The 23,785-nt window shown below is 58.6% G+C and carries 17 protein-coding genes and 1 riboswitch; of the genes, 8 read left to right on the top strand and 9 right to left on the bottom strand.

Features of this window, described 5'->3' with window-relative positions; genetic code table 11:
• Window positions 1-58: 58 nt before the first annotated feature.
• From treZ to VGL70_19645, 7 genes are all read right to left on the bottom strand, one after another.
• Entirely contained in the window at window positions 59-2,020 is a 1,962-nt protein-coding gene (gene treZ, locus VGL70_19675) for a malto-oligosyltrehalose trehalohydrolase (GenBank protein ID HEY3305752.1), read from the bottom strand.
• 119 nt (window positions 2,021-2,139) lie between these two features.
• Entirely contained in the window at window positions 2,140-4,065 is a 1,926-nt protein-coding gene (glgB, locus tag VGL70_19670; protein HEY3305751.1) for a 1,4-alpha-glucan branching protein GlgB, read from the bottom strand.
• A gap of 31 nt (window positions 4,066-4,096) precedes the next feature.
• Window positions 4,097-7,447, bottom strand: coding sequence for a maltose alpha-D-glucosyltransferase (gene treS / locus VGL70_19665; GenBank protein HEY3305750.1), 3,351 nt, complete (start codon window positions 7,445-7,447; stop codon window positions 4,097-4,099).
• Between the two features lie 95 nt (window positions 7,448-7,542).
• Window positions 7,543-9,525 carry an alpha-1,4-glucan--maltose-1-phosphate maltosyltransferase gene (locus VGL70_19660; protein HEY3305749.1) on the bottom strand — a complete coding sequence of 661 codons (1,983 nt, stop codon included), beginning with the start codon at window positions 9,523-9,525 and terminating at the stop codon, window positions 7,543-7,545.
• Window positions 9,522-10,706 (bottom strand): diadenylate cyclase CdaA, encoded by a 1,185-nt coding sequence (gene cdaA, locus VGL70_19655; GenBank protein HEY3305748.1) that lies wholly within the window; start codon window positions 10,704-10,706, stop codon window positions 9,522-9,524. The genes VGL70_19660 and cdaA overlap by 4 nt, the downstream gene beginning before the upstream one ends.
• Before the next feature lie 122 nt (window positions 10,707-10,828).
• Window positions 10,829-11,551: a hypothetical protein gene (locus tag VGL70_19650; protein ID HEY3305747.1), complete on the bottom strand. Its 723-nt coding sequence runs from the start codon at window positions 11,549-11,551 to the stop codon at window positions 10,829-10,831.
• Window positions 11,552-11,719: 168 nt separating this feature from the next.
• Window positions 11,720-12,364, bottom strand: a complete 645-nt coding sequence (locus VGL70_19645; protein HEY3305746.1) for a DUF4410 domain-containing protein — start codon at window positions 12,362-12,364, stop codon at window positions 11,720-11,722.
• A 151-nt stretch (window positions 12,365-12,515) separates the two neighbouring features.
• Between VGL70_19645 and VGL70_19640 the strand changes: the two genes are divergently transcribed.
• The 5 genes from VGL70_19640 to VGL70_19620 all read left to right on the top strand — a co-directional run bounded on the left by VGL70_19640 (window position 12,516) and on the right by VGL70_19620 (window position 17,578).
• Window positions 12,516-13,763: an ABC transporter substrate-binding protein gene (locus tag VGL70_19640; protein ID HEY3305745.1), complete on the top strand. Its 1,248-nt coding sequence runs from the start codon at window positions 12,516-12,518 to the stop codon at window positions 13,761-13,763.
• Window positions 13,760-14,647, top strand: coding sequence for a sugar ABC transporter permease (locus VGL70_19635; GenBank protein ID HEY3305744.1), 888 nt, complete (start codon window positions 13,760-13,762; stop codon window positions 14,645-14,647). Before VGL70_19640 ends, VGL70_19635 begins: the two co-directional genes overlap by 4 nt.
• The gene (locus VGL70_19630; GenBank protein HEY3305743.1) at window positions 14,644-15,456 is read left to right on the top strand and encodes a carbohydrate ABC transporter permease; all 813 of its coding nucleotides are present in this window, start codon (window positions 14,644-14,646) and stop codon (window positions 15,454-15,456) included. The genes VGL70_19635 and VGL70_19630 overlap by 4 nt, the downstream gene beginning before the upstream one ends.
• 122 nt (window positions 15,457-15,578) lie before the next feature.
• Window positions 15,579-16,649: a sn-glycerol-3-phosphate ABC transporter ATP-binding protein UgpC gene (gene ugpC, locus VGL70_19625; protein HEY3305742.1), complete on the top strand. Its 1,071-nt coding sequence runs from the start codon at window positions 15,579-15,581 to the stop codon at window positions 16,647-16,649.
• A gap of 668 nt (window positions 16,650-17,317) precedes the next feature.
• Window positions 17,318-17,578, top strand: coding sequence for a hypothetical protein (locus VGL70_19620; protein ID HEY3305741.1), 261 nt, complete (start codon window positions 17,318-17,320; stop codon window positions 17,576-17,578).
• Between the two features lie 199 nt (window positions 17,579-17,777).
• Window positions 17,778-17,843: riboswitch (Fluoride riboswitch) on the top strand.
• A 191-nt stretch (window positions 17,844-18,034) separates the two neighbouring features.
• Here VGL70_19620 and VGL70_19615 read toward each other — a convergent pair.
• A complete protein-coding gene (locus tag VGL70_19615; protein HEY3305740.1) occupies window positions 18,035-18,619 on the bottom strand; it encodes a hypothetical protein in 585 nt (194 codons plus the stop codon).
• Window positions 18,620-18,720: 101 nt separating this feature from the next.
• On the bottom strand, window positions 18,721-19,095 hold the full coding sequence (locus VGL70_19610) for a group 1 truncated hemoglobin (protein ID HEY3305739.1): 375 nt from the start codon (window positions 19,093-19,095) through the stop codon (window positions 18,721-18,723).
• Between the two features lie 569 nt (window positions 19,096-19,664).
• Between VGL70_19610 and VGL70_19605 the strand changes: the two genes are divergently transcribed.
• From VGL70_19605 to VGL70_19595, 3 genes are all read left to right on the top strand, one after another.
• On the top strand, window positions 19,665-20,357 hold the full coding sequence (locus VGL70_19605) for an iron-containing redox enzyme family protein (GenBank protein HEY3305738.1): 693 nt from the start codon (window positions 19,665-19,667) through the stop codon (window positions 20,355-20,357).
• 31 nt (window positions 20,358-20,388) lie between these two features.
• Complete coding sequence (locus tag VGL70_19600) at window positions 20,389-21,495, top strand: cupin domain-containing protein (protein ID HEY3305737.1); 1,107 nt, start codon at window positions 20,389-20,391, stop codon at window positions 21,493-21,495.
• Window positions 21,496-21,751: 256 nt separating this feature from the next.
• Entirely contained in the window at window positions 21,752-23,296 is a 1,545-nt protein-coding gene (locus VGL70_19595; protein HEY3305736.1) for an ABC transporter substrate-binding protein, read from the top strand.
• The last annotated feature ends 489 nt before the right edge of the window (window positions 23,297-23,785 follow it).

Raw genomic sequence — 23,785 nt, 5'->3', positions numbered from 1 at the left:
CCCGACCCGTCCCATGTCGCGCCCTGCGGAAACGGGCTCCCAGGCCAGACGACCCAGCTCATCTATATCTCCCGGCGGGGGCCGGCCCTCCCGGCGCGGCCTGATCTGCGGGCGGGCTCGATCTCCCGGCGTGGCCGACACTCCTTGCGGCGCCCGCGCCCGCCGAACTTTCCCGAACCCGCTGGAAGAGAACGAACGCCCAGGGAGAAATTTCAATCTGAGAATTCTTTTCCACATCGAGCCGCCCGGGGATTCCGCTCCCTTGCCCGCGCCATTTCTCCTCGGCCGAGTCGATGATCTTGGTCCAATGACGATTGCAGAGCGGCGGATCGAAAGCGGCCTCCGACGAGCTGAAATTGAACAGCATGAACACCTCATCCTCGTCGCTCCAGCGCCGGACGAACAGCAGCTTTTTCCTGTCGGCGCCGATCACTTCTATCGAGTTTTTATCCAGACGAGCCAGGCTGGGGATTTCCTTGCGGAGGCGAATCAGCCGCTTGTACAGCTCGAACAGCGTGCGCTGAGGATCTTCGGCGCGGAGACGGTGATTGAGCTTCGCCGACTGGAATGTTTTCTGGGCCTGGGGATCGGGCGGCCCTTTGTCCCAGGCGAATGCGCGGAATTCTTGGCGCCGTCCTTTGCGCACCGCTTCGACCAGCCCGGCGTCGATGTGACTGATAAAATAAGGAAACGGCGCCGTCTCGCCGTATTCCTCGCCCATGAAGAGGAGCGGGATGAACGGCGCGAGCAGAACGGCGCCCGCCGCGAGCTTGGTGCCCTCGAAACCGGCAAGCCGGCACAGCCGGTCGCCGAGCATGCGGTTTCCCACCTGGTCGTGGTTTTGCGAGAAGACGATGAAGCGCTCCGCCGGAATATCGCGGGAAGCGCTGCCGTGCCGGCGCTTGCGAAATTTGGAATAATCGCCGGAGTAGGCGAAGCCTTCGCGAAAACATTTCGCAAACTGATCCACGCGGCCGTAATCCTCGTAATAGCCGGAGCGCTCGCCGGTCAAGAGCACGTGAAGGCAATGATGGAAGTCGTCGCTCCATTGCGCGTCCAGGCCGAAGCCGCCCAGCTCGCGCGCGCGGAGAAGGCGCGCGTCGTTGTCCGCGCTCTCGGGCATGAGATAGATCCTGCGGTTGAGACGCCGGGCCTGCTCATGAACCGCCTCGGCTAATTCCAACAGGAACGGACGCGGCGAATGGTCCAGGATCGCGTGCACGGCGTCGAGTCGGAGCGCGTCGATATGAAACTCGCTCACCCAATAGAGCGCGTTTTGAATAAAATACTTCCTGACCTCGTCGCTCTCCGGCCCGTCGAAGTTCACCGCCGAGCCCCAGGGCGTATAATAGCGATCGGTGAAATATGGGCCGAAGTCCCGTAAATAATTTCCTTCGGGGCCGAGATGGTTGTAGACCGCGTCGAGAACCACCGCGAGATCGTTCTTGTGGCACTGATCGACGAGCCGCTTGAGGCCTTCCGGTCCGCCGTAGGAATTTTGCGCGGCGAAGAGAGCGACGCCGTCGTAGCCCCAGTTGCGGCCGCCGGGAAACTGCGCCACCGGCATCAGCTCGACGGCCGTAACGCCCAGATCCTTCAGGTGATCCAGATGAGAGATAACGGCGTCGAACGTGCCCTCCGGGGTAAAAGTTCCGACGTGCAATTCATAGATAATGTAGTCTTGAAGCTCGGCGCCGGACCCATTCTCGCTTTGCCACGGGAAATCGGTCTTGACGACCTCGGACGGGCCGTGCACGCCTTCGGGTTGAAAGCGCGAAGACGGATCGGGACGCTCCCTGTCGTTGAGGCGATAAAAATACCGGCTGCCCGGCTCGACCTTGTCCGCGACGATCTCGTGATATCCGCGCGCTCGCGGTTCCATTGCGACGATCCGGTCTTTCGGTGAGAGAATATGCAGATCGACCCGCGGCGCGAGCGGCGCCCAGACCTCGAAGCGGGTTTTGCCGTTGCCGAGATAGTTCGCGCCGAGAGTGACGAGGGAGTTGCTTTCTTTTTCCACTTGGACTCAGATTAGTTTCTTGCCTCCTCTCCCTTCGAGGGAGAGGATTGAGGTGAGGGTTCCCTCACCCTTCCCTCTCCCAAATGGGAGAGGGTGGATGAGCGTTTTTCGACGACCATCTAGCCGCTTTTGAAGAACACGGCGGCGAGTGGCGGTAGAGTGATGTTCAGCGAAAACGGCCGGCCGTGCAGCGGCGCATGACTCGCCTCGACGCCACCCGCATTTCCCATCCCGCTGCCGTTGTACTCCGAAGCGTCGCTGTTGAGAGTTTCCCTCCAGAAGCCGCCGCGCGGCGCGCCGACCCGATAGTTGATCCGCGGCACCGGCGTGAAGTTGCAGGCGACCAGCACGATCGCATCCGTGGATTTGCCTTTGCGGATAAGGCTCAGCGTGCTGCCCTCGGCGTCGTTGCAGTCGATCCATTCGAAGCCCGACGGATCGCAGTCGAACTCGTGCAGCGCCGGCTCGTTGCGATAGAAACGATTCAGGTCCGCCATCCACCGCTGGAGGCCCGCGTGCGGTGCGAACTGCAACAGGTGCCACTCCACGCTCCCGTCATGCACCCACTCTCCTCTCTGGCCGATCTCGCCGCCCATGAACAGGAGCTTCTTCGCCGGCTGCGCGTACATATAGCCGAAGAGCACGCGCAAGTTGGCGAACTTCTGCCAGTCGTCGCCCGGCATCTTGCTGAGCAGCGAGCGTTTGCCGTACACGACTTCGTCGTGCGACAGCGGCAGCACGAAGTTCTCGTGAAACGCGTACAGCATGCGGAACGTGAGCAGATGGTGGTGGTACTTCCGATGGATGGGGTCCTTCGACATGTACTCCAGCGTGTCGTGCATCCAGCCCATGTCCCACTTGAGCCCGAAGCCGAGACCGCCGACGTAGTTCGGGCGCGAAACCATGGGCCAGGCCGTCGATTCCTCGGCGATCGTCTGGACGTCCGGATACGTCTTGTAAACCTCCTCGTTGAAACGGCGCAGCAGCTCGATCGCGCCCAGATTTTCCCGCCCGCCGTACCGGTTCGGGATCCATTCGCCGCCTTTGCGCGCGTAGTCCAGGTAAAGCATCGAAGCGACGGCGTCGACGCGGAGACCGTCCGCGTGGTATTTCTCCAGCCAGAAAAGCGCGTTGCTGATGAGGAAGCTCCTGACCTCGTGGCGGCCGTAGTTGAAAACGTAGCTGCCCCACTCCTGGTGAACGCCCTGGCGCGGGTCGGCGTGCTCGTAAAGATGCGTGCCGTCGAAGTAGCCGAGGCCGTGCTGGTCGGTGGGAAAATGCGACGGCACCCAGTCGAGGATGACGCCGATGCCCTGCCGGTGCAGCGTGTCGATGAGATACATGAAATCCTGCGGCGTACCGTAGTTGCCCGACGGCGCAAAATAGCCGGTGACCTGGTATCCCCAGGACCCGAAAAACGGATGATCCATGATCGGCAGAAATTCCACGTGCGTGAAGCCGGTCTCCTCGACGTACCGGGCCAGCTCGACGGCCAGCTCGCGATACGAAAGCGAGCGGTTCCCTTTCTCGGGCACGCGTTTCCAGGAACCGGCGTGGACCTCATAGATGGACATGGGTTTGTCGAGGCCGTTCCGTTGCTGGCGGCTCTCCATCCATTGACGGTCGTCCCATTCATAGTCGAGATCCCAGACGATCGAGGCGGTCTTCGGCGGTATTTCGTTGAAGAAAGAAAGCGGGTCGGACTTGTCCACCCGGTAGCCGCTGCCGCGGGCGACGATGTGGTATTTATAGAGACTGCCCTTGTGCACGTCCGGGAAAAATCCTTCCCAGATGCCCGAGCTGCCCTTGGGCCGGAGCGGATGGGTTTGTTTTTTCCAATCGTTGAAACTCCCCATGACGAACACATTCTTTGCGTCCGGCGCCCAGACGGCGAAGTAAGTTCCTTCCACCCCGTCCGCTTTGACGGGACGCGCGCCGAGTTTTTCGTAGAGACGGAAATGGCTGCCCTCGTTAAAAAGGTAGAGGTCATGGTCCGTCAGCAGCGATATTTCGCGGAGCGTGGATTCTCTTTGCGGCCTGCTCATGGCTTTGCTCCCTCCACCGTATCTATAAATCTTAGCGGGTGGGTTGAACAATATCTAGTATGCCCTGGATCGGCACGACTACCCACTCCGGCCGGTTGTTGAGCTCGTAGCTAAGCTCGTAGATCGCTTTCTCCAGGACGTAGAGATCGAGCAGGGTCTTCATCTCGTCCTTGGATTTCGGTAGAAATCCCCCCCGGGTCGCGACGGCCAGATAGGATTTTAAAAACACGACCGAGACCCAGAGATTCCAAAAACGCGACCACGGCTCGAGACTCGACACGTCTTCGGCCCGGACGCTGCCGCTCTTCAACGCGGAGACGGCGGCGTAATCGAACGAGCGGAGCATCCCGGCGACATCCCGGAGCGGCGAGCGCTTCATCCGGCGCTCGGAGAGAGCGCGCGCCGGCTCACCTTCGAAGTCGGTGATGACGAAATCTTTTCCCGTATAGAGCAGTTGTCCGAGGTGATAATCGCCGTGATGGCGCGTGCGCAGCGCGTTAATCTTGAGATCGAGAATCGAGCGCATCCGATTGTAAACTTCCTTCTCCAGGCCGAGAACCTTCCTGGCGTCGGCCTGAGGACCGTCGGGCAAAAGCTTCATGCGTTTCTGCAGCAGCGTGAACGCCTGCTTGGCAAGCGTCCGCATGCTTTGATAAAGCGAACGCCGGTAAAACGAGGTGAAGCTTTCCGGCGCGAACGCGGGATCGGACGCGTCCGAGGCCAGAGCGACGTGCAGCTCGGCGGTTCGCCGCCCCACCAGCTCGGCCGAAGGGATATACGCCCCGATCATCTCCTGCGCCAGCGGCGGAATCTCCTTCTCGACTAGATCCAGAGCGTGCTCCTTCGGGAGCGGAAGGTAGGCGGCGTCCGCCCGCCTGGGGAGGCAACCCTCGAAGTAACGCTGCAAGGCGTCGAGCGTGTAGCTCCACGCGTCTCCCTGGTTTTGCACGAAGCCCTGCAAAATGCCGACCGTGATCGGCTCGCCCTTTTCTCTCTGGCGTTCGAGCGCGCCCGCGAACGGCGGCGTATGGCCGAAGCCGGTCTTTTCCGTGATGAAGCGGCCGATCTCCAGGTCGGGATTGACGCCTTCGACGAGCCTTCTGAACACCTTGAGGATCAGCCGATCGCCGAAGACGATCGAGCTGTTGCTCTGTTCGCGCTTCACCGGCGAAGGCTCAAGCGGCGCCTCCGATGAGCCGGCGATCTGGCGAAAACGCTGCGAGGGCAGCGCGACGATCTCGCCGCCTTCTCCCTTGAAGCGGCGCTTGCGCGCGATCGCTTCCAAAAGCGCCCTGCAAAATCCGCCGTCCGCGAGAGCGTCGAATAAGATCCCTTCGCTCGCCTGCGCGCCGTCGCGGATTTTAAGCTGCGCGACGGCGGCGGCCCGGCTCGCCTGCGCGATCTCCGCGGCGCGTTCCGCCGGAGCGAACGCGAGCGGCACGAGATAACTTTCCGGCAGGCCCGCCGCATACTGGATTTCGGTGAACACGAAGTAGGCCGAAGACGAATCGAAAGACGCCCGATAGGCGTCGAAAATCCTCGCCGCTCTCACCTGCCGCGCCTTGCCGCCGAACCAGCGGCATTTTTGCAGATACTCCGGCAGGATTCTTTCCAGCGCGGCCCGGTTTTTTCCCTGGAGAATTCCTTCCCAGGAGCCCGCCGTTTCCAGGACCGGCAGCTTGTCGGGCGGCGGCGCCGCGACCTCCGGCACGCGCGCCGGCTCGAGCTTGAACCAGTAAAAAGCGTGCGGGCCGAGCGTGATGAAATAGGGCAACTCGCCGATCGCGGGGAACGGCGTGCGGCCGAAAAGCTCCACCGGGACCATCCCTTTGTAGGCCGAGAGATCGAGCTCGGCGAACTGGACGAAGCGCGAGAGATTGGCGACGACGAGGATCATCTCGTCGCCCAGCCGGCGCATGAAAACCAGCACCTTCCGATTGTCGGGATGTAAAAACTCGATCGTGCCGCGGCCGAACGCATGGAAGCTTTTCCTGAGCTGCAGCAAGCGCTTGGTCCACCACAAGAGCGAGTGCAGGTTCTGCTGCTGCGCCTCGACGTTGACGGCTTCATAATGATACTCGGGGTCGATGATGACCGGGAGATAGAGCCGCTGCGGGTTGCCGTGCGAGAAGCCGGCGTTGCGGTCGGCGCTCCACTGCATGGGCGTGCGCACGCCGTTGCGGTCGCCGAGATAGATGTTGTCGCCCATGCCGATCTCGTCGCCGTAGTAGATAATCGGCGTGCCGGGAAGCGCGAAGAGCAGGCAACTGAGCAGCTCGATTTTTCGCCGGTTGTTCGAGAGCAGCGGCGCCAGGCGCCGGCGGATGCCCAGGTTCACCCGCGCCTGGGGATCGTTGGCGTAGACCTTGTACATGTAGTCGCGGTCTTCGTCCGTGACCATCTCCAACGTCAGCTCGTCGTGATTTCTTAAAAACAGCGCCCACTGGCTCGACTCCGGAATCGCCGGCGTCTGATCGAGGATGTCGATAATGGGATAGTTGTCTTCCATATGCACCGCCATGAAGATGCGCGGCATGACGGGAAAGTGGAACGCCATATTGCACTCGTCGCCCTGTCCGAAATAGGCCGCCGCGTCCTCGGGCCACTGGTTGGCCTCGGCGAGCAGCATGCGCCCGGGATATTTCTTGTCGATGTACCGGCGCAGATCCTTAAGGAACGCATGCGACTCGGGGAGATTTTCACAATTGGTTCCCTCGCGCTCGTAGAGATAGGGCACGGCGTCGAGTCTGAAGCCGTCGATCCCCATCTCGAGCCAAAAATCGAGCGCCTGGAAAAGCGCCTTCCGCACCTCGGGGTTGTCGAAGTTCAAGTCGGGCTGATGGGAATAAAAGCGGTGCCAATAATAAGCCTTGGCCACGGGGTCCCAGGTCCAGTTGGACTGCTCGTAGTCTTTGAAGATGATCCGCGCCTCTGGATATTTGTCCGGCGTCTGGCTCCATACGTAGAAATCGCGCGCGCTCGTGCCCGGCTCGGCGTGGCGCGCGCGCTGGAACCACGGGTGCTGATCTGAGGTGTGGTTGACGACCAGCTCCGTGATGACGCGGAGCCCGCGCCGGTGCGCTTCCTTGAGAAAAGTTTTGAAGTCCTGGAGCGTGCCGTAGTTCGGATGCACGTTGGTGTAGTCGGCGATGTCGTAGCCGTCGTCGCGGAGCGGCGACGAATAAAACGGTAGCAGCCAGAGGGCCGTAACGCCGAGGTCCTGAAGATAATCGAGCTTCTCGGTCAAGCCGCGGAAATCGCCGATGCCGTCCTCGTTGCTGTCGCGGAAGGCGCGGACATGGAGCTGGTAGATGACCGCGTCCTTGTACCAGAGAGGATCGTCGCTTAGAACTTCTTTGTCCTGTTGGCTCCGGTTGGCCATATCAACCAAAGAGACGGGGATCGTTTACTCGCGCATCCATTATAGATTGCCGATTTTAGATTTTCGATTAGAACCGGGATCTAAAATCGAGCGGCTCACCTCGAGAGCGTCCTGTGTTCTTCCACCCGGAAAATGTGCGCCGGAATCTTTTTCGGATCAAGCTCCACGTAGTTTCTTGCGCCGCGCCAGGTGTATCTGGCGTCGGTCAAAAGGTCGTGCACCTGGTAAGGCCCATCGTTGTCGAGCCCGAGAGCGGCCAGCGAAAGATTCACAAAGCCGGACTCGCTGTTGACGCAAGCGAGATTGACGACCGTGAGGACCGTGTTGGCCCGGTCCTCGGTCTGCTTGCTGTAGCAGATGATCCGATCGTTATCGACCGCATGAAATCGCAAGCTCCAGTCGCTCTGCAGCGCCGGATTTTCCTTGCGGATGCGGTTCACGGCGGCGATCAGATCTTTCAGGCTGTCCGGCTTTTCCAGGTCCCAGCGTTTGATCTCGTATTTTTCCGCGTTGAGATACTCTTCGCTGCCCGGCTCCCTCGGCTTATTCTCGCACAGCTCGAAGGCCGGGCCGTAGATGCCGCAGTTGGCGCCGAGCGTGGCCGCTAGAATATAGCGCGCGGCAAAGGCCGGCCGCCCGCCCTCTTGCAGATAGTCCATCAAAATATCCGGCGTGTTCGGCCACAGGTTCGGGCGGAAAAACTCGCGCAGCTCGGTCTGGGTGAGTTCCTCGAAGTATTCAACCAGCTCAGCCTTGGTCCGTCTCCATGTAAAATAGGTGTACGACTGCGTGAGACCCGCCTTGGCCAGGCGGACCATGATCTTCGGGCGAGTAAACGCCTCGGAAAGAAAGATCACGTCGGGGTAGCGCTCTTTCACTTCGGCGACGAGCCAATCCCAAAAGCGAAACGGTTTGGTGTGCGGATTGTCCAGGCGGAAAATCCTGATGCCCTGCTCCGCCCAGAAAAACACCACGTCCCTGAGCTCCGCCCACAGCTCGCGCCATGCGTCCGTCTCGAAGTCAAGCGGAACGATGTCCTCGTATTTTTTCGGCGGGTTCTCGGCAAATCGTACGGTTCCGTCCGGCCGCTTGCGAAACCATTCCGGATGCTCTCTCACGTACGGGTGGTCCGGCGCGCATTGAAAGGCGATGTCGAGCGCAATCTCCAGGCCGTGGCCTGTCGCCTTGGCGATGAGGCGCTTGAAGTCTTCCAAAGTTCCAAGCGCGGGATCAATCGTTTTATGACCGCCGCCGGTCGAACCGATGGCCCACGGGCTTCCGGGGTCTTCCGGCGCGGCGGTGAGAGCGTTGTTCCTGCCCTTGCGATGATCCCGCCCGATTGGATGGATCGGCGGCAGGTAGAGCACGTCGAATCCCATGGAGGCGACGTACGGAAGGCTTTGTTCCAGCTCTGCGAAGCTGCCGTGCGCTCCCGGCCGGCGGGCGAACGAGCGCGGAAAAAGCTCGTACCAGGTGCTGAAGCGCGCCTTTTCGCGGTCGACGGTGACGGCGAGTTCTTTTTCGTAGCGGGAGGCGAAGCGCCGGTCGGGATATTTCTTCATGAGCAGGCTGAGCTCGTCGCCGGCGTCGCCCGCGATTTTTCGCTCCCCGTCCGAGCGCAAAGCCTGCGCCTGCTCCCGCAGCTTTCTCTTGTCGTCGCCGGCGGCTTGCTTGGCCGCGCGCTCGATCAGCGACGCGCCGGCCGTCAGATCCAGCGACTCGTCCTGGCCGGCCGCTACTTTTTTCTTTAGCCCCTGGCGCCAGGTCTCGAACCGGTCCACCCACGCCTCGATGGTGTAGAGATAGGTTCCGATCCCTTCGACGGTGAACTCGGCGCGCCAGCGGTCGTTGTCGAGCGGCGTCATCGGGACTTCGGTCCAGCCCTTATCATTTTTACCGCGATATTTGAGGACGGCCGACAGCAGGTCGTGTCCGTCGGCAAAGATGTCCGCCTCGACCGCCACCTTGTCACCCACGGTGCGCTTCGCCGGGAAGCGGCCGCCGTCGATTTCCGGCTTGACGTTCTCGACGACGGCGCGCCGGCGTCCGTCTTGAGGAAAACAATCCTTCCGGCTCATCCCCCGCTAACCTTTTCGTCGTCGCGCGCGAGCTTGCGGAGGGAGATCCGCAGCGTCGGAGGCTTGACCTCTTCCAGCCGGAGGTCGGCGGGATGGCGGATGTTCTGCTCGGAAATCGTAAACGTCCGCCGGCCCAGCCCCGCCGAGGACGCGTCCACCATGACCTTCAGCCGCTTCGGTCGAAAGAAATAAAAAGCGCGCCGCGGCCCCGAGAAGGTCGCCTGGACCTCCGTCGGCTGAACCGATTCGAGTTCGTACTCCGGCGGGAGATTTTGCACCTGGACGGGAAGCTTGTAAGTGGCCTCCACTACCTTCGAGCCGGGAACGAACACGTACCAGAAGCCGACCGCCAGCGCGAGGGCGATCGCCTTGCCCTGCCAATTGGCGCGCAGGTGCTCGACCGGCATCCAGCGCCGTTGTTGAACGGGATATTTTTTTCCCAGAAACCCTTCCAGCAAACCGACCAGCTCCTGAGGGCTGTTGAGTTCCTGGAGCCTGCCGTCCAGCGCCACCGAGATCGTGCCTCTCTCTTCGGAAACGACCACGCAAAGCGCGTCGGTCAATTCGGCGAGCCCCAGCGCCGCGCTGTGGCGCGTGCCGACGTTGGCGAGCTGTTCGAGGTCCTTGGATAGCGGCAGATGGGCGGCAAAACGCGCAATGCGGTCTTGCTCGACGATGACGGCGCCGTCGTGACCCGGCGAGTGGGGATCGAAGATGCTTTTCAGCAGCGGCTCGCTGAGCTTGCCGTCGAGCGGAATGCCGCCGACGATATGGCGCGCCATCGGATCGCTGCCGCGCACGACGATCAAGGCGCCGATGCGCTCCTTGGCCAAATCCGCGACCGTCCGCACCAGGACGCGCGTGGTCTCTGATTGCAGCGTCGGATTGCCGTTGGAGCGCCAGCTCCACACCGCGAGCCTTTCGAAAATTTGTCTCAGCTCCTCCTGAAAGATCACCACCACGACGATCAAAAAGATGGCGAAGAAGCCCTGGAAGATCCACGCGGTCAATTGCAGATCGAGCTGGCGCGCGACCAGGTAAATCACCGCCAGGAGGAACATGCCGCGCAGCACGAACGCCGCGCGCGTCGTCCTGACCCAGGCCATCGCCGTGTAGAGAAGGACGCCGACGACGAGGATGTCGATGATGTCGGAAAACATGATGGTGGACCGGCCGAACATCTATTATGGCCCCTAGTATCTCTAGGGTAGCAGTTTGGCGTTAAGGTGCAACGTGGGGGCGGGCCGACCTGCGGGGAGCGGTTACTGCTGGTAAAATCGATGACGGAATGGAAATAACCAATTCACTGCAGAAAAACCTCTAAAGTTCCTTTCCATTCAAATAGTAGGTATTTTTGGTTATCCTCAACTTTTCTAAATTCAGGCAATGGATCGAGGCTTGTTAACTGCATGTATGTCTTGTTGACGAGAATGTAAATAAACCGCGTAACGTCACTTGTTTCTACGAGTGTCTTATTTAAATTTGACAAATCATAGTCGCGGCTTGGCCAGCATTCATCCGATAGGAATAGGTCTTTGCTATCAAACTCAAATCCAATGGTTCCAACTGCGAATTCAAAGGCATCAAAAAGGTTTTTAAGTAGCTCTACGAATGTAGGCAGGTCAGTTTCTCTAATCCCCCTTTGTCCCCACTCTGGGGCGTCATGCACAGACCCAAAGAAGTCAAAGGTAATATTAGTAAGATTTTCAGAAATTTGTTGTATTCTAATATATGCCTTTCTCTTTTGTTCTATGAAATGAACGTAGGCGGGTATGCTGATAGAGTGAACCGCGATTGACAGTGTGTCTTGTTCGTCGCGTGGATATCCGCGTACAAATTCTTCTTTAACTTCTGCAAGCTCAATATCAGTTCGAGCCATTTCAACCGTTAGAAAAAGATTTTTCAGACCGGTGAATATCTGCTCAATGAAATCTTGCCTGGAGATACGAAGGTCCTTTAGAAAGCTTACTTCTAAAAGAGGCCCACCTCGAAACCAAGGTAGTTCTTGATCCTTTGATATAGTCATCGGAACCAGCCAGGGAGAAAAAAGGGGGGCGCGAACCTTTTATCCTCGCCCCGTTTTCTTCTGCCCCCTTTTCTTTCGCTTCCCGGAGCACTTAACGTGACTCCAACTCAGCTGACATATACATGTTAGCTCGTCGACGATATGCGTGCCAATTGGAGTCCCATTTTATCAGGATTCAGATGCCTTTTTCTTCTGATAACCTGCCGGATCGGTGATAAACTCAGCCACTTCGACAGCCAGGTCTTGGAGATTTCTCCGAATCGAGGCTTCGTTCGATTCCACACAGGCGCCAAGAGGACACATCGTCCGCTCGGAGATTTTCGTCGAAGCCAAATCCTTCCCTGTTCTGTCTATAATGGAGACCCTTACAAGAGATTCTGTAGCTCCGGCACTAAAGCCAATCCAAAATCTAAGACCGGCACTGCCGCCGTCGATCTCCAGAAATTCGATTCTAACAGCAATCTCTTCATCGCCGACTGCGCCAGGCTCGCCCTCGCCAATGACCTTGATACGCCAGCTCGGGCGCCTGAGAGCTAACGCATCTTTGACCTGGCCAGCAAAGACTTGCGGCGTATCGCTTCGGCTGTCCACATTCTTCATCGTTCCCGGTTTCATCGGCACAGGATGAATGACTGCGGATCGTATATCCTTCGGCATGGGCGCCTGAATCTGTACGCTTTCGGGCAATTCTGCAATGCTGACACATGCCGCGCAAAAAAAAGATAGACAGGTTGATAGCCCAGCCAGTTTTCTCATTTGTTCACCCTCGAATAAATTCTTGACTGCGGATAATTGACGGTCCGGAGAGAACATGGGCCATAGGCGCCTTCCTTGTCAAGAAGAAATTTGTTAACGGCAAATAGTTCCATTGATACCCTCAAGAGCAGGCTGGTTCGCTAGACAAGCCGAGTGCTGACGGATACGATAACTCTCCGTGAGACATTTCTGTTCCTGGCGCCCAGCCGTGTTTTTTATTTCATTTCTTTGCCTCGCTCCGGCGCGAGCCGCCGAAGTCCGCTTCGTGACCTGGCGGGACACGCAGGGATTTCTCGACCGGCTGGTCAAAGACTTCGAGGCGCAAAATCCGGATCTGAAGATCGTCCGCGAGATCGGCCCCCATTCCTCCACCGAGTTTCACGATCTGGTCGGCCAGAAGTTCAAAAACCGCGATCCGTCGATGGACGTCTTTTTCATGGACGTGATCTGGCCGGCGGAGTTCGCCTCGGCGGGGTGGGCGCTGCCGCTCGACCGCTACTTTCCGCCCGAAGAGCGGAAGAAATTTTTGCCCGCGACGATTTCGGCGAACACGTACCAGGGAAGCGTCTACGGCGTTCCGCTGTTCGTCGATGCGGGGCTTCTCTACTATCGCAAAGACCTGCTGCAGCAGTACAACTTCCCGCCGCCGCGCACGTGGCCCGAGCTCGTGGAACAGGCGAAGACCATTCTCGCCGGAGTCAATGACGCGCAACTGTCCGGCTTTTCCGGCCAGTTCAAGCAGTACGAAGGTCTCGTCTGCAACATGATCGAATACATCGCGAGCCGCGGGGCCGAAGTATGGGACGAGCAAGCGCTCAAAAGCGCGCTTCATCTGCCGGAGGCCCAAGAGGCGGTGCGGTTCGTCCGCGACCGCATCGTGGGCGAGATCTCTCATCGCGGCGTCCTGGCCTATCAGGAGCCGGAGTCGCTCGCGCTCTTCACCCAGGGCAAGGCGATCTTCCACCGGAATTGGCCGTACGCGTGGGAGGAAGCCAACGATCCGAAAAAATCGAAAGTAGCGGGCAAGGTCGGGATGACGACCTTGCCCGCTTTCCCCGGCGGCAAGAGCGCGTCCACGCTCGGCGGCTGGCAGTTGGGCATCAGCCGCTTTTCCCGCCGGCCGGAGCCGGCCTGGAGATTCATCCGCTTCATGACCGGTGAAGAGACACAGAAGCGGATCGCTCTCTCGACGGGGCGCGGGCTTGCGCGAGTAGACGGGTACCGCGACCCGGAAATTTTGCAGAAGTATCCGCATTTCCGGACGCAGTTCGAAACCTCCATGCAGGCGGTGCCCCGGCCGCGGACGCCGGTTTACGTTCCGCTCTCCAATATCATGCAGCGCTACTTCAGCTCGGCCATCGCCGTGCGCGATTCCAATATAGACCGGTTCGCCCGTTTGGCGTCGAGAGACATGGACCGCGTGTTGGATCTCTTGCGCGAGAGAGCCCAGCCATGAGAGTCCGCAACCCTGCGCTCTGGTATATCTTTCCCAGTCTTCTCTTCGTCGCCGTCTTTTCACTCTATCCGATCTTCGCGTCGGCGCGCTTGAGCTTCTACCGTTTGATCCTCACGCTCCCCTGGCTCGGAGAGAAATTCGTCGGCCTGGAAAACTATCAGGACCTCGCGACCGACCCCGTCGCGCTGCACTCGCTTACCATCACGCTGATCTTCGTCGCGGCAACATCGATCATGGAAGTGATCATCGGACTCGGCATGGCCCTGGTCTTGAACGAATCGTTTCGCGGCCGCGGCCTGCTGCGCGCCGTCGTGCTCGTCCCCTGGGCGATTCCCACCGTAGTCTCGTCGCAGATGTGGCGCTTCATCTTCAACGATCGCTACGGCATGTTCAATTTTTTGATCTTCGGCGAGAAAACCGAGCTCTATCTCGCGCCGCTGGCGGACACGCTGCTGGCGCCGCTTGCGATCATCGTCGGCGACGTCTGGAAAACCAGCGCGTTCGCGGCGCTGATCGTTCTTGCCGGCCTGCAGACGATTCCCGACGAGCTTTACGAGGCGGCCGACATCGACGGAGCGACGGCGTGGCAGAAATTCCGCCGCGTCACCTTGCCGCTGATCCGGCCGGCGCTGCTGTTGGCGCTGCTCTTTAGAACGATCGACGGCTTCAAGGTCTTCGACCTCGTTTTCGTCATGACCCAGGGAGGACCGGCCGACGCGACCAACGTGCTGCAATTTTACGGCTACAAGAAAACGTTCGCCGAGGGGATGATCGGCTACGGCTCGGCGATTTCGGTCGGTGTGTTTCTCTTCTCCCTCGCGCTCGCCCTCGCCTACATTCGCTTGCTGGGCGCGCGTATCCTGGAAAAGAACGGGACGAAATGAAGAAGCTGCTTTTCTCTTTGTACGTGACGGCGATCGCTGCGTTCAGCCTCATTCCCTTCCTCTGGTTCGTCCTCACCTCGTGGAAAAGCCCGGTGCAGATCACCGCGATCCCGCCCGAGCTCGTTCCGGACTTTCACTGGGGCTTCTATCGCTCGGCGCTGGAGAGCTACGGCCTTCTCGGCTATATCCGCAACAGCGCGCTGGTCGCGAGCGCGACCACGTTGGTCAGCATCGCCATCGGCTCGTTGACCGCTTACGCGCTCACGCGGTTTCATTCCGCCTGGCTCAAATTTTATCTCATGCTCCTCCTCTGCGTCTCGATGTTCCCGCAAATCGCCATCGCCGGCCCCGTGTGGCGAATTCTCAACGGCCTCGGCTGGCTGAATACCTATCAGGGCATCGTCGCCGCCTACATCCCGCTCTCGCTGCCGCTCGCGATCTGGATTCTAACCACTTTTTTCAAGGAGCTGCCTTACGAGATCGAGGAGGCCGCCCTGGTGGACGGCTGCACTCGGCTCCAGGCGCTGTGGAGGGTCGTCTTCCCGCTGGCGGCGCCGGGAATATTCACCGCCTCGATTCTTGTCTTCATCTTCGCGTGGAACGAATTTTTCTTCGCCTTGATCGTTCTCACCTCTCCGGGATTGCAGACCTTGCCCGTCGGCATCGCGCTTTTTCCCGGCGAATACACGATGCCGTGGGGCGAGATCGCCGCGGCGTCGACGATCGCGACGCTGCCGTTGATCGCGCTCACGCTCGTGTTTCAGCGGCGCATCATCCGCGGCTTGTCGGCGGGAGCGGTGAAAGGGTAAAGGATGAGGGATGAAGGATGAAAACGGAATCTAGAAGAGAGCTCACCGCGGAGGCGCGGAGGACGCGGAGTAATTAAGAACATCCAACTCTGCGAACTCTGTGGTGAATTAACGATTAAAAGATGGCGTCACTGACGGTACGTAATCTCTCGAAGTCTTTCGGCGCGGGGAAAGTGCTCGACGATATCAGCTTCGAGGTCGCCGACGGGGAATTCTGCATTCTCCTCGGCCCTTCCGGCTGCGGCAAGACGACGCTTCTCCGCGCCGTCGCCGGCTTGGAGGAAGCCGAGAGTGGAAACATCGTCATCGGCGACAAGCACGTGGACTCGCTTCCACCGCGCGAGCGCGACGTCGCTTTCGTCTTTCAAAACTACGCGCTTTATCCGCATCTCAACGTCTTTGAGAATCTCGCCTTCTCCCTCAGGCTGCGCCGCCGGCCGGATAAAGAAATACGCCTAAATGTCGAAGAGACCGCTAAGCTTCTGGAGATTCATGAACTCCTGGCGCGCAAGCCCCAGGAGCTGAGCGGCGGACAGCGCCAGCGCGTGGCGGTCGGACGCGCGATCGTGCGCCGGCCGAAGATTTTTCTCTTCGACGAGCCGCTTTCCAACCTCGACGCCGCGCTTCGCGCCGGCATGCGCGTCGAGCTCGCGCGGCTACACCAGCGGCTACGCGCGACGATCGTCTACGTCACGCACGACCAGGCCGAGGCGATGACCTTGGGAGAAAAGATCATCGTCCTGAATAAAGGAGCTATACAACAGATCGGCCCGCCGTCGGAGATTTACCAGCGGCCGGTGAACACTTTCGTCGCAACCTTCGTCGGCAGCCCGCAGATGAATCTGATCGAGGGAACTGTCGATGCCCGGGGAATTTTCACTAGCAACGGCTGCAAGATCGACCTCTCCCCTATTCTCGGCGAACGCCGCAGCGAATTTGCCGGCAAACCTCTGACCGTCGGCATCCGTCCCGAAGATTTACAACCCGCCGATTCGAACCGCGCATTCATCGAGGGCGAAGTGGAACTCGTCGAAGACCTCGGCTCCGACAAGTTCGTCCATCTCACATGCGGCAGCCGACAATTGATCTCCCGCCTGCCTCCAAATGTTTCCGTCAATCGAGGCGACACGCTTCACCTTACAGCCGATCCGACGAAGCTGCACTTGTTTCACCAGGGAAGACGCGTGGGATAAATTGTAACTCTATCTGCGACGTGGAGCAGGCCTTTTTTTCGTTGGAGATCATGCTATGGTTTTTCTCGCGCCATGGATACCGGAGTATGGAAATTCAAATGTCAAAATTGCGGGCACGTTTTCGAAGTAGAGCTGTATACAGGACAAAGGGTTATTGTGCTCGCTAGCGTAAGACCCTGCCCTGAATGTAAGACAACGCCTGAGGCCGACGGGACGCCGTGGCATCACGTCATCGGTTTCCGGAGTCATCCTAAAAAACTGGAATAGATTCACGCCTGCCTTTCGTTCCACTATTGAAGTTCGCGACAAAGAAGGATAGCACTGAGCTTGATGGCGCATGGAAAACTCTGGACAATGACGCTTCGGTGTCATGCCTGCTCCCATCGTTTTGTCGTCGGTGAAATAACCATCGACCGAATACCCATCATTCCGCAAATCACGCCCTGTCCCTCCTGCTCGGCCAAATCAGTTGCCGCGATAGCGGAAGATAACTCGCCGGTGTTGAAAACTCACAAAATTCTCGACCTGAAACCTAAGAATCTCAACTAACCATCTCTTCTCGTAGATCGAACGCATCTTTACCCGCTTTGCCTCTCGCCTTCCCCCTTTCCTCTTCCAGCTCGGCGCCCATTTGCCCGAAGAGCTTCGCGACGGACGCGGCGGAGGTATTGACAGAAATCCGTGAGCCGTACTATGTCTATCAACCCATGCCCCCAGCTAGAATTTGGAAGGCCGTTCTTCAGTGCCATGCGTGTACCCGCATATTCACGCTGACCGGCCTGCTCACCGATCAGATCAACGATCTCCAGAGCACGCGCATTTGCCCCCACTGCGCGGCCAGGCCGATTGTCGTTCCCGGTCCGCCCTCGAACAGCAAGCTCCACCGCCTGATCGACTTGAGGGAGGAGCCGCGGAAAAATAACCATTGAGATCGCCTGAGCCCTTCACGCCCTCCCCCTCCATCTGCCGGACTTGGGAAACCGGGTTAAAATTAGGCGCGATCTAAGCGGGTAACACGCAGTCGACCATAAGCCTGGTCCACCTCACCTGCGGCGACCGGCCCTTGATCTCCCGCCCATCCGAAAAAACTATTGACAATCTGGGCCGAGAAGTCTATCCGTTCCCTATCGAATCGAAGGTGATGGAGTTCACCTGAAACTGCCCCAGAGCGGGGCTGATAACTCCTACCGAATCCCGGTAGGAATTTTTTTTTACGCGGAGAGCCGACTGTGGACGTGACATACGCGAGGCGGAATTAAGGGAGGAATTAAGGGGTCGGGAGTCTTTTCCGGCGCACCAATCATGACACCTTCGGGCTCACAGACAAAGCCTCGAAGACTCCGACAATCTTCCCGATCCCGACGTTCTCGCCCAGGAACGTCGATTTAAGAAACATGCGTGGCCGGGCGATTTCCTGTCGGCGGCATCCGCTCGGTAGGCGATTCGGCCAAAAGTTTCTTGGCCATGGTTTCCAGCATCCGATGCATTCGCCAAGCTATGATTGGTGAAAGCACTCCTCCCAAGAGTGCCAGACAGACTCCAGTTATCGCTGTGACCCGAGCGGGCTGAAAGTCGTTGCGGTCGCAGACTAAACCGAAACCGTAAAAAACGAGAGGGAACGAGAATCCCACGAGAGCGCGCTTGATGTTGAGGAAATCCTGAGTCTCTTTCAACAATTGTGGTTTCTGAAGCGATTCGATTTGGTTGATGAGAACTAAATCCTTGTCAAGAAGACCACAAAGTAAGCTCCAAGCGGCGATATTGATTATACCGACGACGTACGCGACAACGGCAGCGATCGTAGTGAAAATGACCTCTCCTCCTTTCCGATTGAGCATGCTCTCGATCGCACTCCAAACCTTGTCCGTACCGATCGCTGCATCTGCGTAATGAAAAAATCCCGTCAGGAGCATAGCACCGGCAAGCAGAGTCAACGTAGTCCCACCGAGAGTTTTTAAGATCTCAGCCATACGATGTCATTCCGACTAGCGCAAAGTTAACCCGCGCGGCGAAACGTTGCAAGTAAAGCCGGGGCGTAAAGAGGTTACTTACCGATGGCCGGGAAACCACGCTATTCCACGATCTCCTTCTTGAGACCCTGGACAAACGCAACAACCTCGCGCTGTTCGGCCTCGTGCACCTGGAATTTCGCGAGGGTCGCGGCGGCATGACCGAGGAACACATTCCAGTCGCTCTCGCTGATGCGCATGCCTCGGTGGCAGAGCGCCATGTCCCTGCCGCGGTAGTACACCGGTCCGCCCGCGCTGCTGCATAGGAAGTCGATCAGGAGCTGCTTCTCGCGCTTGACGCCGTCCTCTCCGCGATGCGCCCAGAAGCGGCCGAGCTGCGGATCGGCTTGGAGCCGGGGCAGGAGATCATTCGCCACCGCCGTGATCGCGTCGTAGCCGCCAAGGCGCTCGTAAAGGGTCTTCTTCTCGTCGCTCATTGTCTTCTCCTCCAGGCCGGGCACAGAGTGAATTTATGACAGGGGCAGTCGGGCCAGGTCGAATGCTAATCCAGCTTCTCGCTTAGAGTCTCAAACCCTACGATCTCGTGCCACGGCGTTGCAGGGGGGTCCGTCGGCTTCTTTTTGCAATCGTGACAGGGTGTATCAATCACGGAGCGTACAATTCGTTCAAATACGCTTGCCAGTTCGACTTCAAACGTAGCGTCGCAGGCTTGGCACCGTAACGTCCATCTGCCTCGTGGACCTGTAATCTCCATGCTGAACCATGCTTACACCGCTGACGGACCGGGATTCTGTGCAATAATAGACACATTTTCAAAAAATGAGCCGCTACCTACACGACTCAACATGAGTCACTAGCGAGCGAGGTCTCTGCTTGCTCTCGAATTTCTCTTATGGACCCACTCGGCAAACATCCGTTTGCCAAACGAAATTCATTTTGATACCTGCATTGGAAGGAAATCGATGAGTTCAGAGCTTCGTCGATGCGCGCTTAACGCTTACATCACGCCATGCCCAAGCCGCCGGATGAGTTCATCAAGGAGCTCATGAGTGGAAGAGAGCTCTTCCACAAAGGGCACGCCACCCATATTCTCATCATGCAGGGAAAACTCACCAAGGAACAGGTCAAAACGTGGGTGAAGCAGTACCATTACTACCGCGCCAACGTGCCGCGCAAAGAACTCTACATCCTGGCCAACTGCCCAATCAAAGAAGTCCGGCTGGAGCGCGTCAAAAAATATCTCGACGAGGAAGATGACCGGCTGATGGGCGGCACGACCGGGCCGCACTCCGAAAGCTGGCTTCGGCTCGGCGACGGCCTGGGAATACCGCGCGCAGAGATGGAGAGCTTCAGGGACGTGATCCCCGAATACCGGCACCTCTGCGACTCGTGGCTGAACTATGCCCGCGACCATAGCTGGCTCGAAGGCGCGGCGATGAGCTTCGACGAAGACGTCGGCACCGGAAAAGGCGGCCGGAGAATGCAGCTCGCGGAGGCGTTGGCGAAGTTCTACGGCGTTCCCGAATGGGGGCTCGTGCACTACGCCGTCCACGCCGAGCTGGATATCGAGCACGGCGCTTCGACGCACGATCTCATCCGCAGATATGCGGTGACGGACGAGCAGCAGGAAAGCGTGCGCCGGGCCGTCCGCTTCAAGCGCGCGTTCCGGCCGTTGGAGGACCGCTGCCTGCGGATCGCCTGCAAGATCGACCCGCGGCTGCTGATCGAATTGGATTGACACCTATGGACGCGAAAAGGAGGCGAAGTTTATGAAATACACCAACGACAAGATGATCGACACGTACGGGAACTGGCAGATCGCGCAAAAAATTCCTATCCACCGCGGCTTCTTCATCGAGGATCTGCGCAAAGTCGAAGTCGCGCCCTGGGACTTGAAGGGCGGGCTGGGGGCGTTCGTCAACCTCGACGGCACGGGCGGGACCAACGACGGCTACGTCTGCGTGATTCCGCCGGGGAAATCGCTCAAGCCGCAGAGGCATCTCTACGAAGAAATGATTTTCATCGTCGAAGGCCGCGGCGCGACCACCATCTGGCAAAAGGACGGGAAGAAAAAACATACGTTCGAGTGGCATCCGGGGAGCCTCTTCGCGATTCCTCTGAACTCCGCGTACCAACACTTCAACGGCCAGGGCAACGCCCCGGTGCGCTACTTCGCCGTCACCAACGCGCCGTTCATGTTGAGCTTGTTTCATAACGTCGATTTCGTCTTCAACGCCGATTACGCTTTCCTCGACCGCTTCAATCCCGATGAAGATAACGATTACTTCAGCGGCGTCGGCCAGCTCTGGGGCGACAAGCTATCGGTCAACTTCGTTCCCGACGTGTACACGGTGCCGCTTTACGACAAGCCGGAGCGCGGGCCGGGCGGCAACCGCCACGTCATGTTCGATCTCGCCGGCAACATCATGATGTCGCACATTTCGGAATTCCGCGTCGGGACGTATAAGAAAGCCCATCGTCACGGCCCCGGCGCGCACGTCATCATCCTGACCGGGCAAGGCTACTCGCTGCTCTGGCCCGAAGGAAAAGAACGGATGCGCGTGGACTGGAAGCCGGGCAGCGTCGTCGTGCCGCCCAATCAATGGTTCCACCAGCACTTCAACGCCGGCGCCGATCCGGCGCGCTACCTCGCGCTCCGCTGGAACACCTGGCGCTACCGCTTCTCGATGTTCAACCACGAAGACGCTCGGACGGACAAAAGCGTCAAGCAGGGCGGCGCGCAGATCGAGTACGAAGACGAAGACCGGAAGATTCACGCCGTGTTCGAGGAAGCCTTGGCCAAGGCATCGGCGCGCTGCCGGATGGGACACGTGATTCCCTGGTGCACGCAGAAGGAAGCCGCGCGCGCGGTATAAACAATTCCTGAACGGCTATGAAAAGTCGATTTTTACGAGCATAAATCGGGCGCCTCAGTTTTCCTTCTCCCTTGAGGGAGAAGGTCAGGATGAGGGGGTTTATTTTCTGAGTGTTCCTCCCTCTCCCGCAAGCGGGCGAGGGGACCGATTCAATGGTTGCATTGAGTGATTTTGCAAAACCTTTAACTTCCTGTCCCTCGGAGAGGCATGACATTCAGCCGTCATTCAGGAATTTCGAATTGGCTCAGGAGACTTTATGACCTACACCATCGTCGCTGGTTTGATAATTTTATTTCTTGCCACCCCGGGGTCCGCCGCGGAAACTCCGCGGCGCGGCGGGCGTCTTATTTTAGGACTGCGCAACGACATCACCGCGGTCAATCCGTTTATGCGCACCACCTCCACGAATTTTGCCGTGCGCGGCATCGTTTACGAGCCGCTGATCGATTTCGATAAGAACAGCAAGATGGTCCCCGCCCTCGCCGAATCGTGGAAGGTTTCGCCCGACGGAAAATTATATACGTTCAACCTGCGGCGCGGCGTGAAGTTCCACAACGGCAAGGAGCTGACCGCGGCGGACGTCAAATGGAGCGTCGATTACGCCATGGAGCCGAAGAACGCCGCCACTGGAATTGTCCCGCTCCGCGCCGTCGGGTCGGTCAACGTCAAGGACAAGTACACCGTCGAGTTCGTGATGAAGGAAGTCGATTCGGCTTTTTTGGCGACGCTGGGCTCCATCCGCCCGTTTCCCATCGTGCCTCAAGGATCGGTCACCGATCCGCGCGCGCAAACGATGCCGCCGGGCACGGGTCCGTTCGCGTTCAAGGACTACAAGGCCGACCGGGAAATCGTCTTCGTGCGCCACCCGGATTACTGGCAAAAAGGGCTTCCCTACCTCGACGAGCTGGTCCTGCGCCCGATTCGCGACGAGACCGTTCGCTTTACCTCCGTTCGCGCCGGCGACGTCGATATGGTTGAAAGAACGGCTTACGGTTCCGTGCGCGGCGTTCTCAAAGGGGAATATCCCGATCTCAGGGCAACCGAGGCTAAGTACGCCGGCTTCCGCCGCATGCTTTTTAATGTCGCCGATCCGCCGTTCAATAATCTCAAGCTCCGTCAGGCGGTTCGTTACGCGCTGGACAAGAAACAGTTTATCGACGGCGCGTTCTGGGGGCTGGGCGAGCCCGCGGACCAGTTGGTTCCGAAGGAGAGTCCCTGGCACATGAAGCTTCCCGAGATGAAGCGCGACCTGGAAAAGGTCAAGGCGCTTCTCAAGGAAGGGGGCGTATCGCCGAATCTCGAGGTGGAGCTTATGGGTCTCCAGACCGAAGGCGAGGAGCTCCAAGTGGTTCAGAACCTGTTGTCGTCGGCGGGGATCAAAACCAAAATCACGATCGTGGAAAGAGGCGCGCGCGAGACGCGTGAAAGCAGGGGCGATTTCATGATGATTCTCTCCGGCAGCGACGTGCCGACCGAACTGGGCATGGAATATCCGGGAGAGCTGAGCTGCAACGAAGAGGAAGTGAAAGCGAAAAAACGCGGCGAGAACTCCTCCGGCTATTGCAATAAAGAAGTGGACCGCTTGATGGACGAGGCGGCGAAGACGATCGACCCCAAGAAGCGCTACGCCATATGGGAGAAAGTGGTACGCATCATCCACGAAGAAGTTCCGGAAATTCCGCTGGCGTTCATCCCGCGCTATTACACGTACAACAAGAAGGTGCGCGGCTTCGAGACCGACTGGGACGGGCGCTTCAACATGACCACGGCGGGTTTTTCCCGGGTCTGGATCGCGCCGTAAAGCTCGCGCGATCAGAGGGGCGAGCGCCGTCAGCAAATCAACAGATGCGTTATTTGCGTCTTGGGGCGAGGACTTAAAAACTTCGTGACCTTCGTAATACTATGATTAAAAGTTTTCTTCGTTTGCGCAAATTTTCTAAGTCTAAAACCCTGGTTGTTTTGATCGCGCCAAGACGCCAACGACGCAAAGAAATCGAGAAATCCCCTTTCATCCCCCTTTGACAAAGGGGGAAAGAGGGGGATTTGAGGAACCTTGGCGCCCTTTGCGTCTTTGCGCGAGATATTTCGACTTTTGCTTGCGGCTCCGCCGCGCTGTGCTCTTCGTGGTGATAACTTTTTCACCGTCGAGTAGGGAGGAGGCGCACCACATGAACCCATACAGGAACAGGCGTGTCCTCCTCCCTCTCTAAAATTCCGTACGGCGGGTTTTTCCCAGTACGGCTTCAAACTGGAATTCAACCACGACCTTCATCCACAATGTTGAGTTTAA

Source organism: Candidatus Binatia bacterium (assembly GCA_036504975.1).
GTDB lineage: Bacteria > Desulfobacterota > Binatia > UBA9968 > UBA9968 > JAJPJQ01.
The sequence above is the reverse complement of the archived record's forward strand: the minus strand, read 5'-3'. Positions and strand labels throughout refer to the sequence as shown.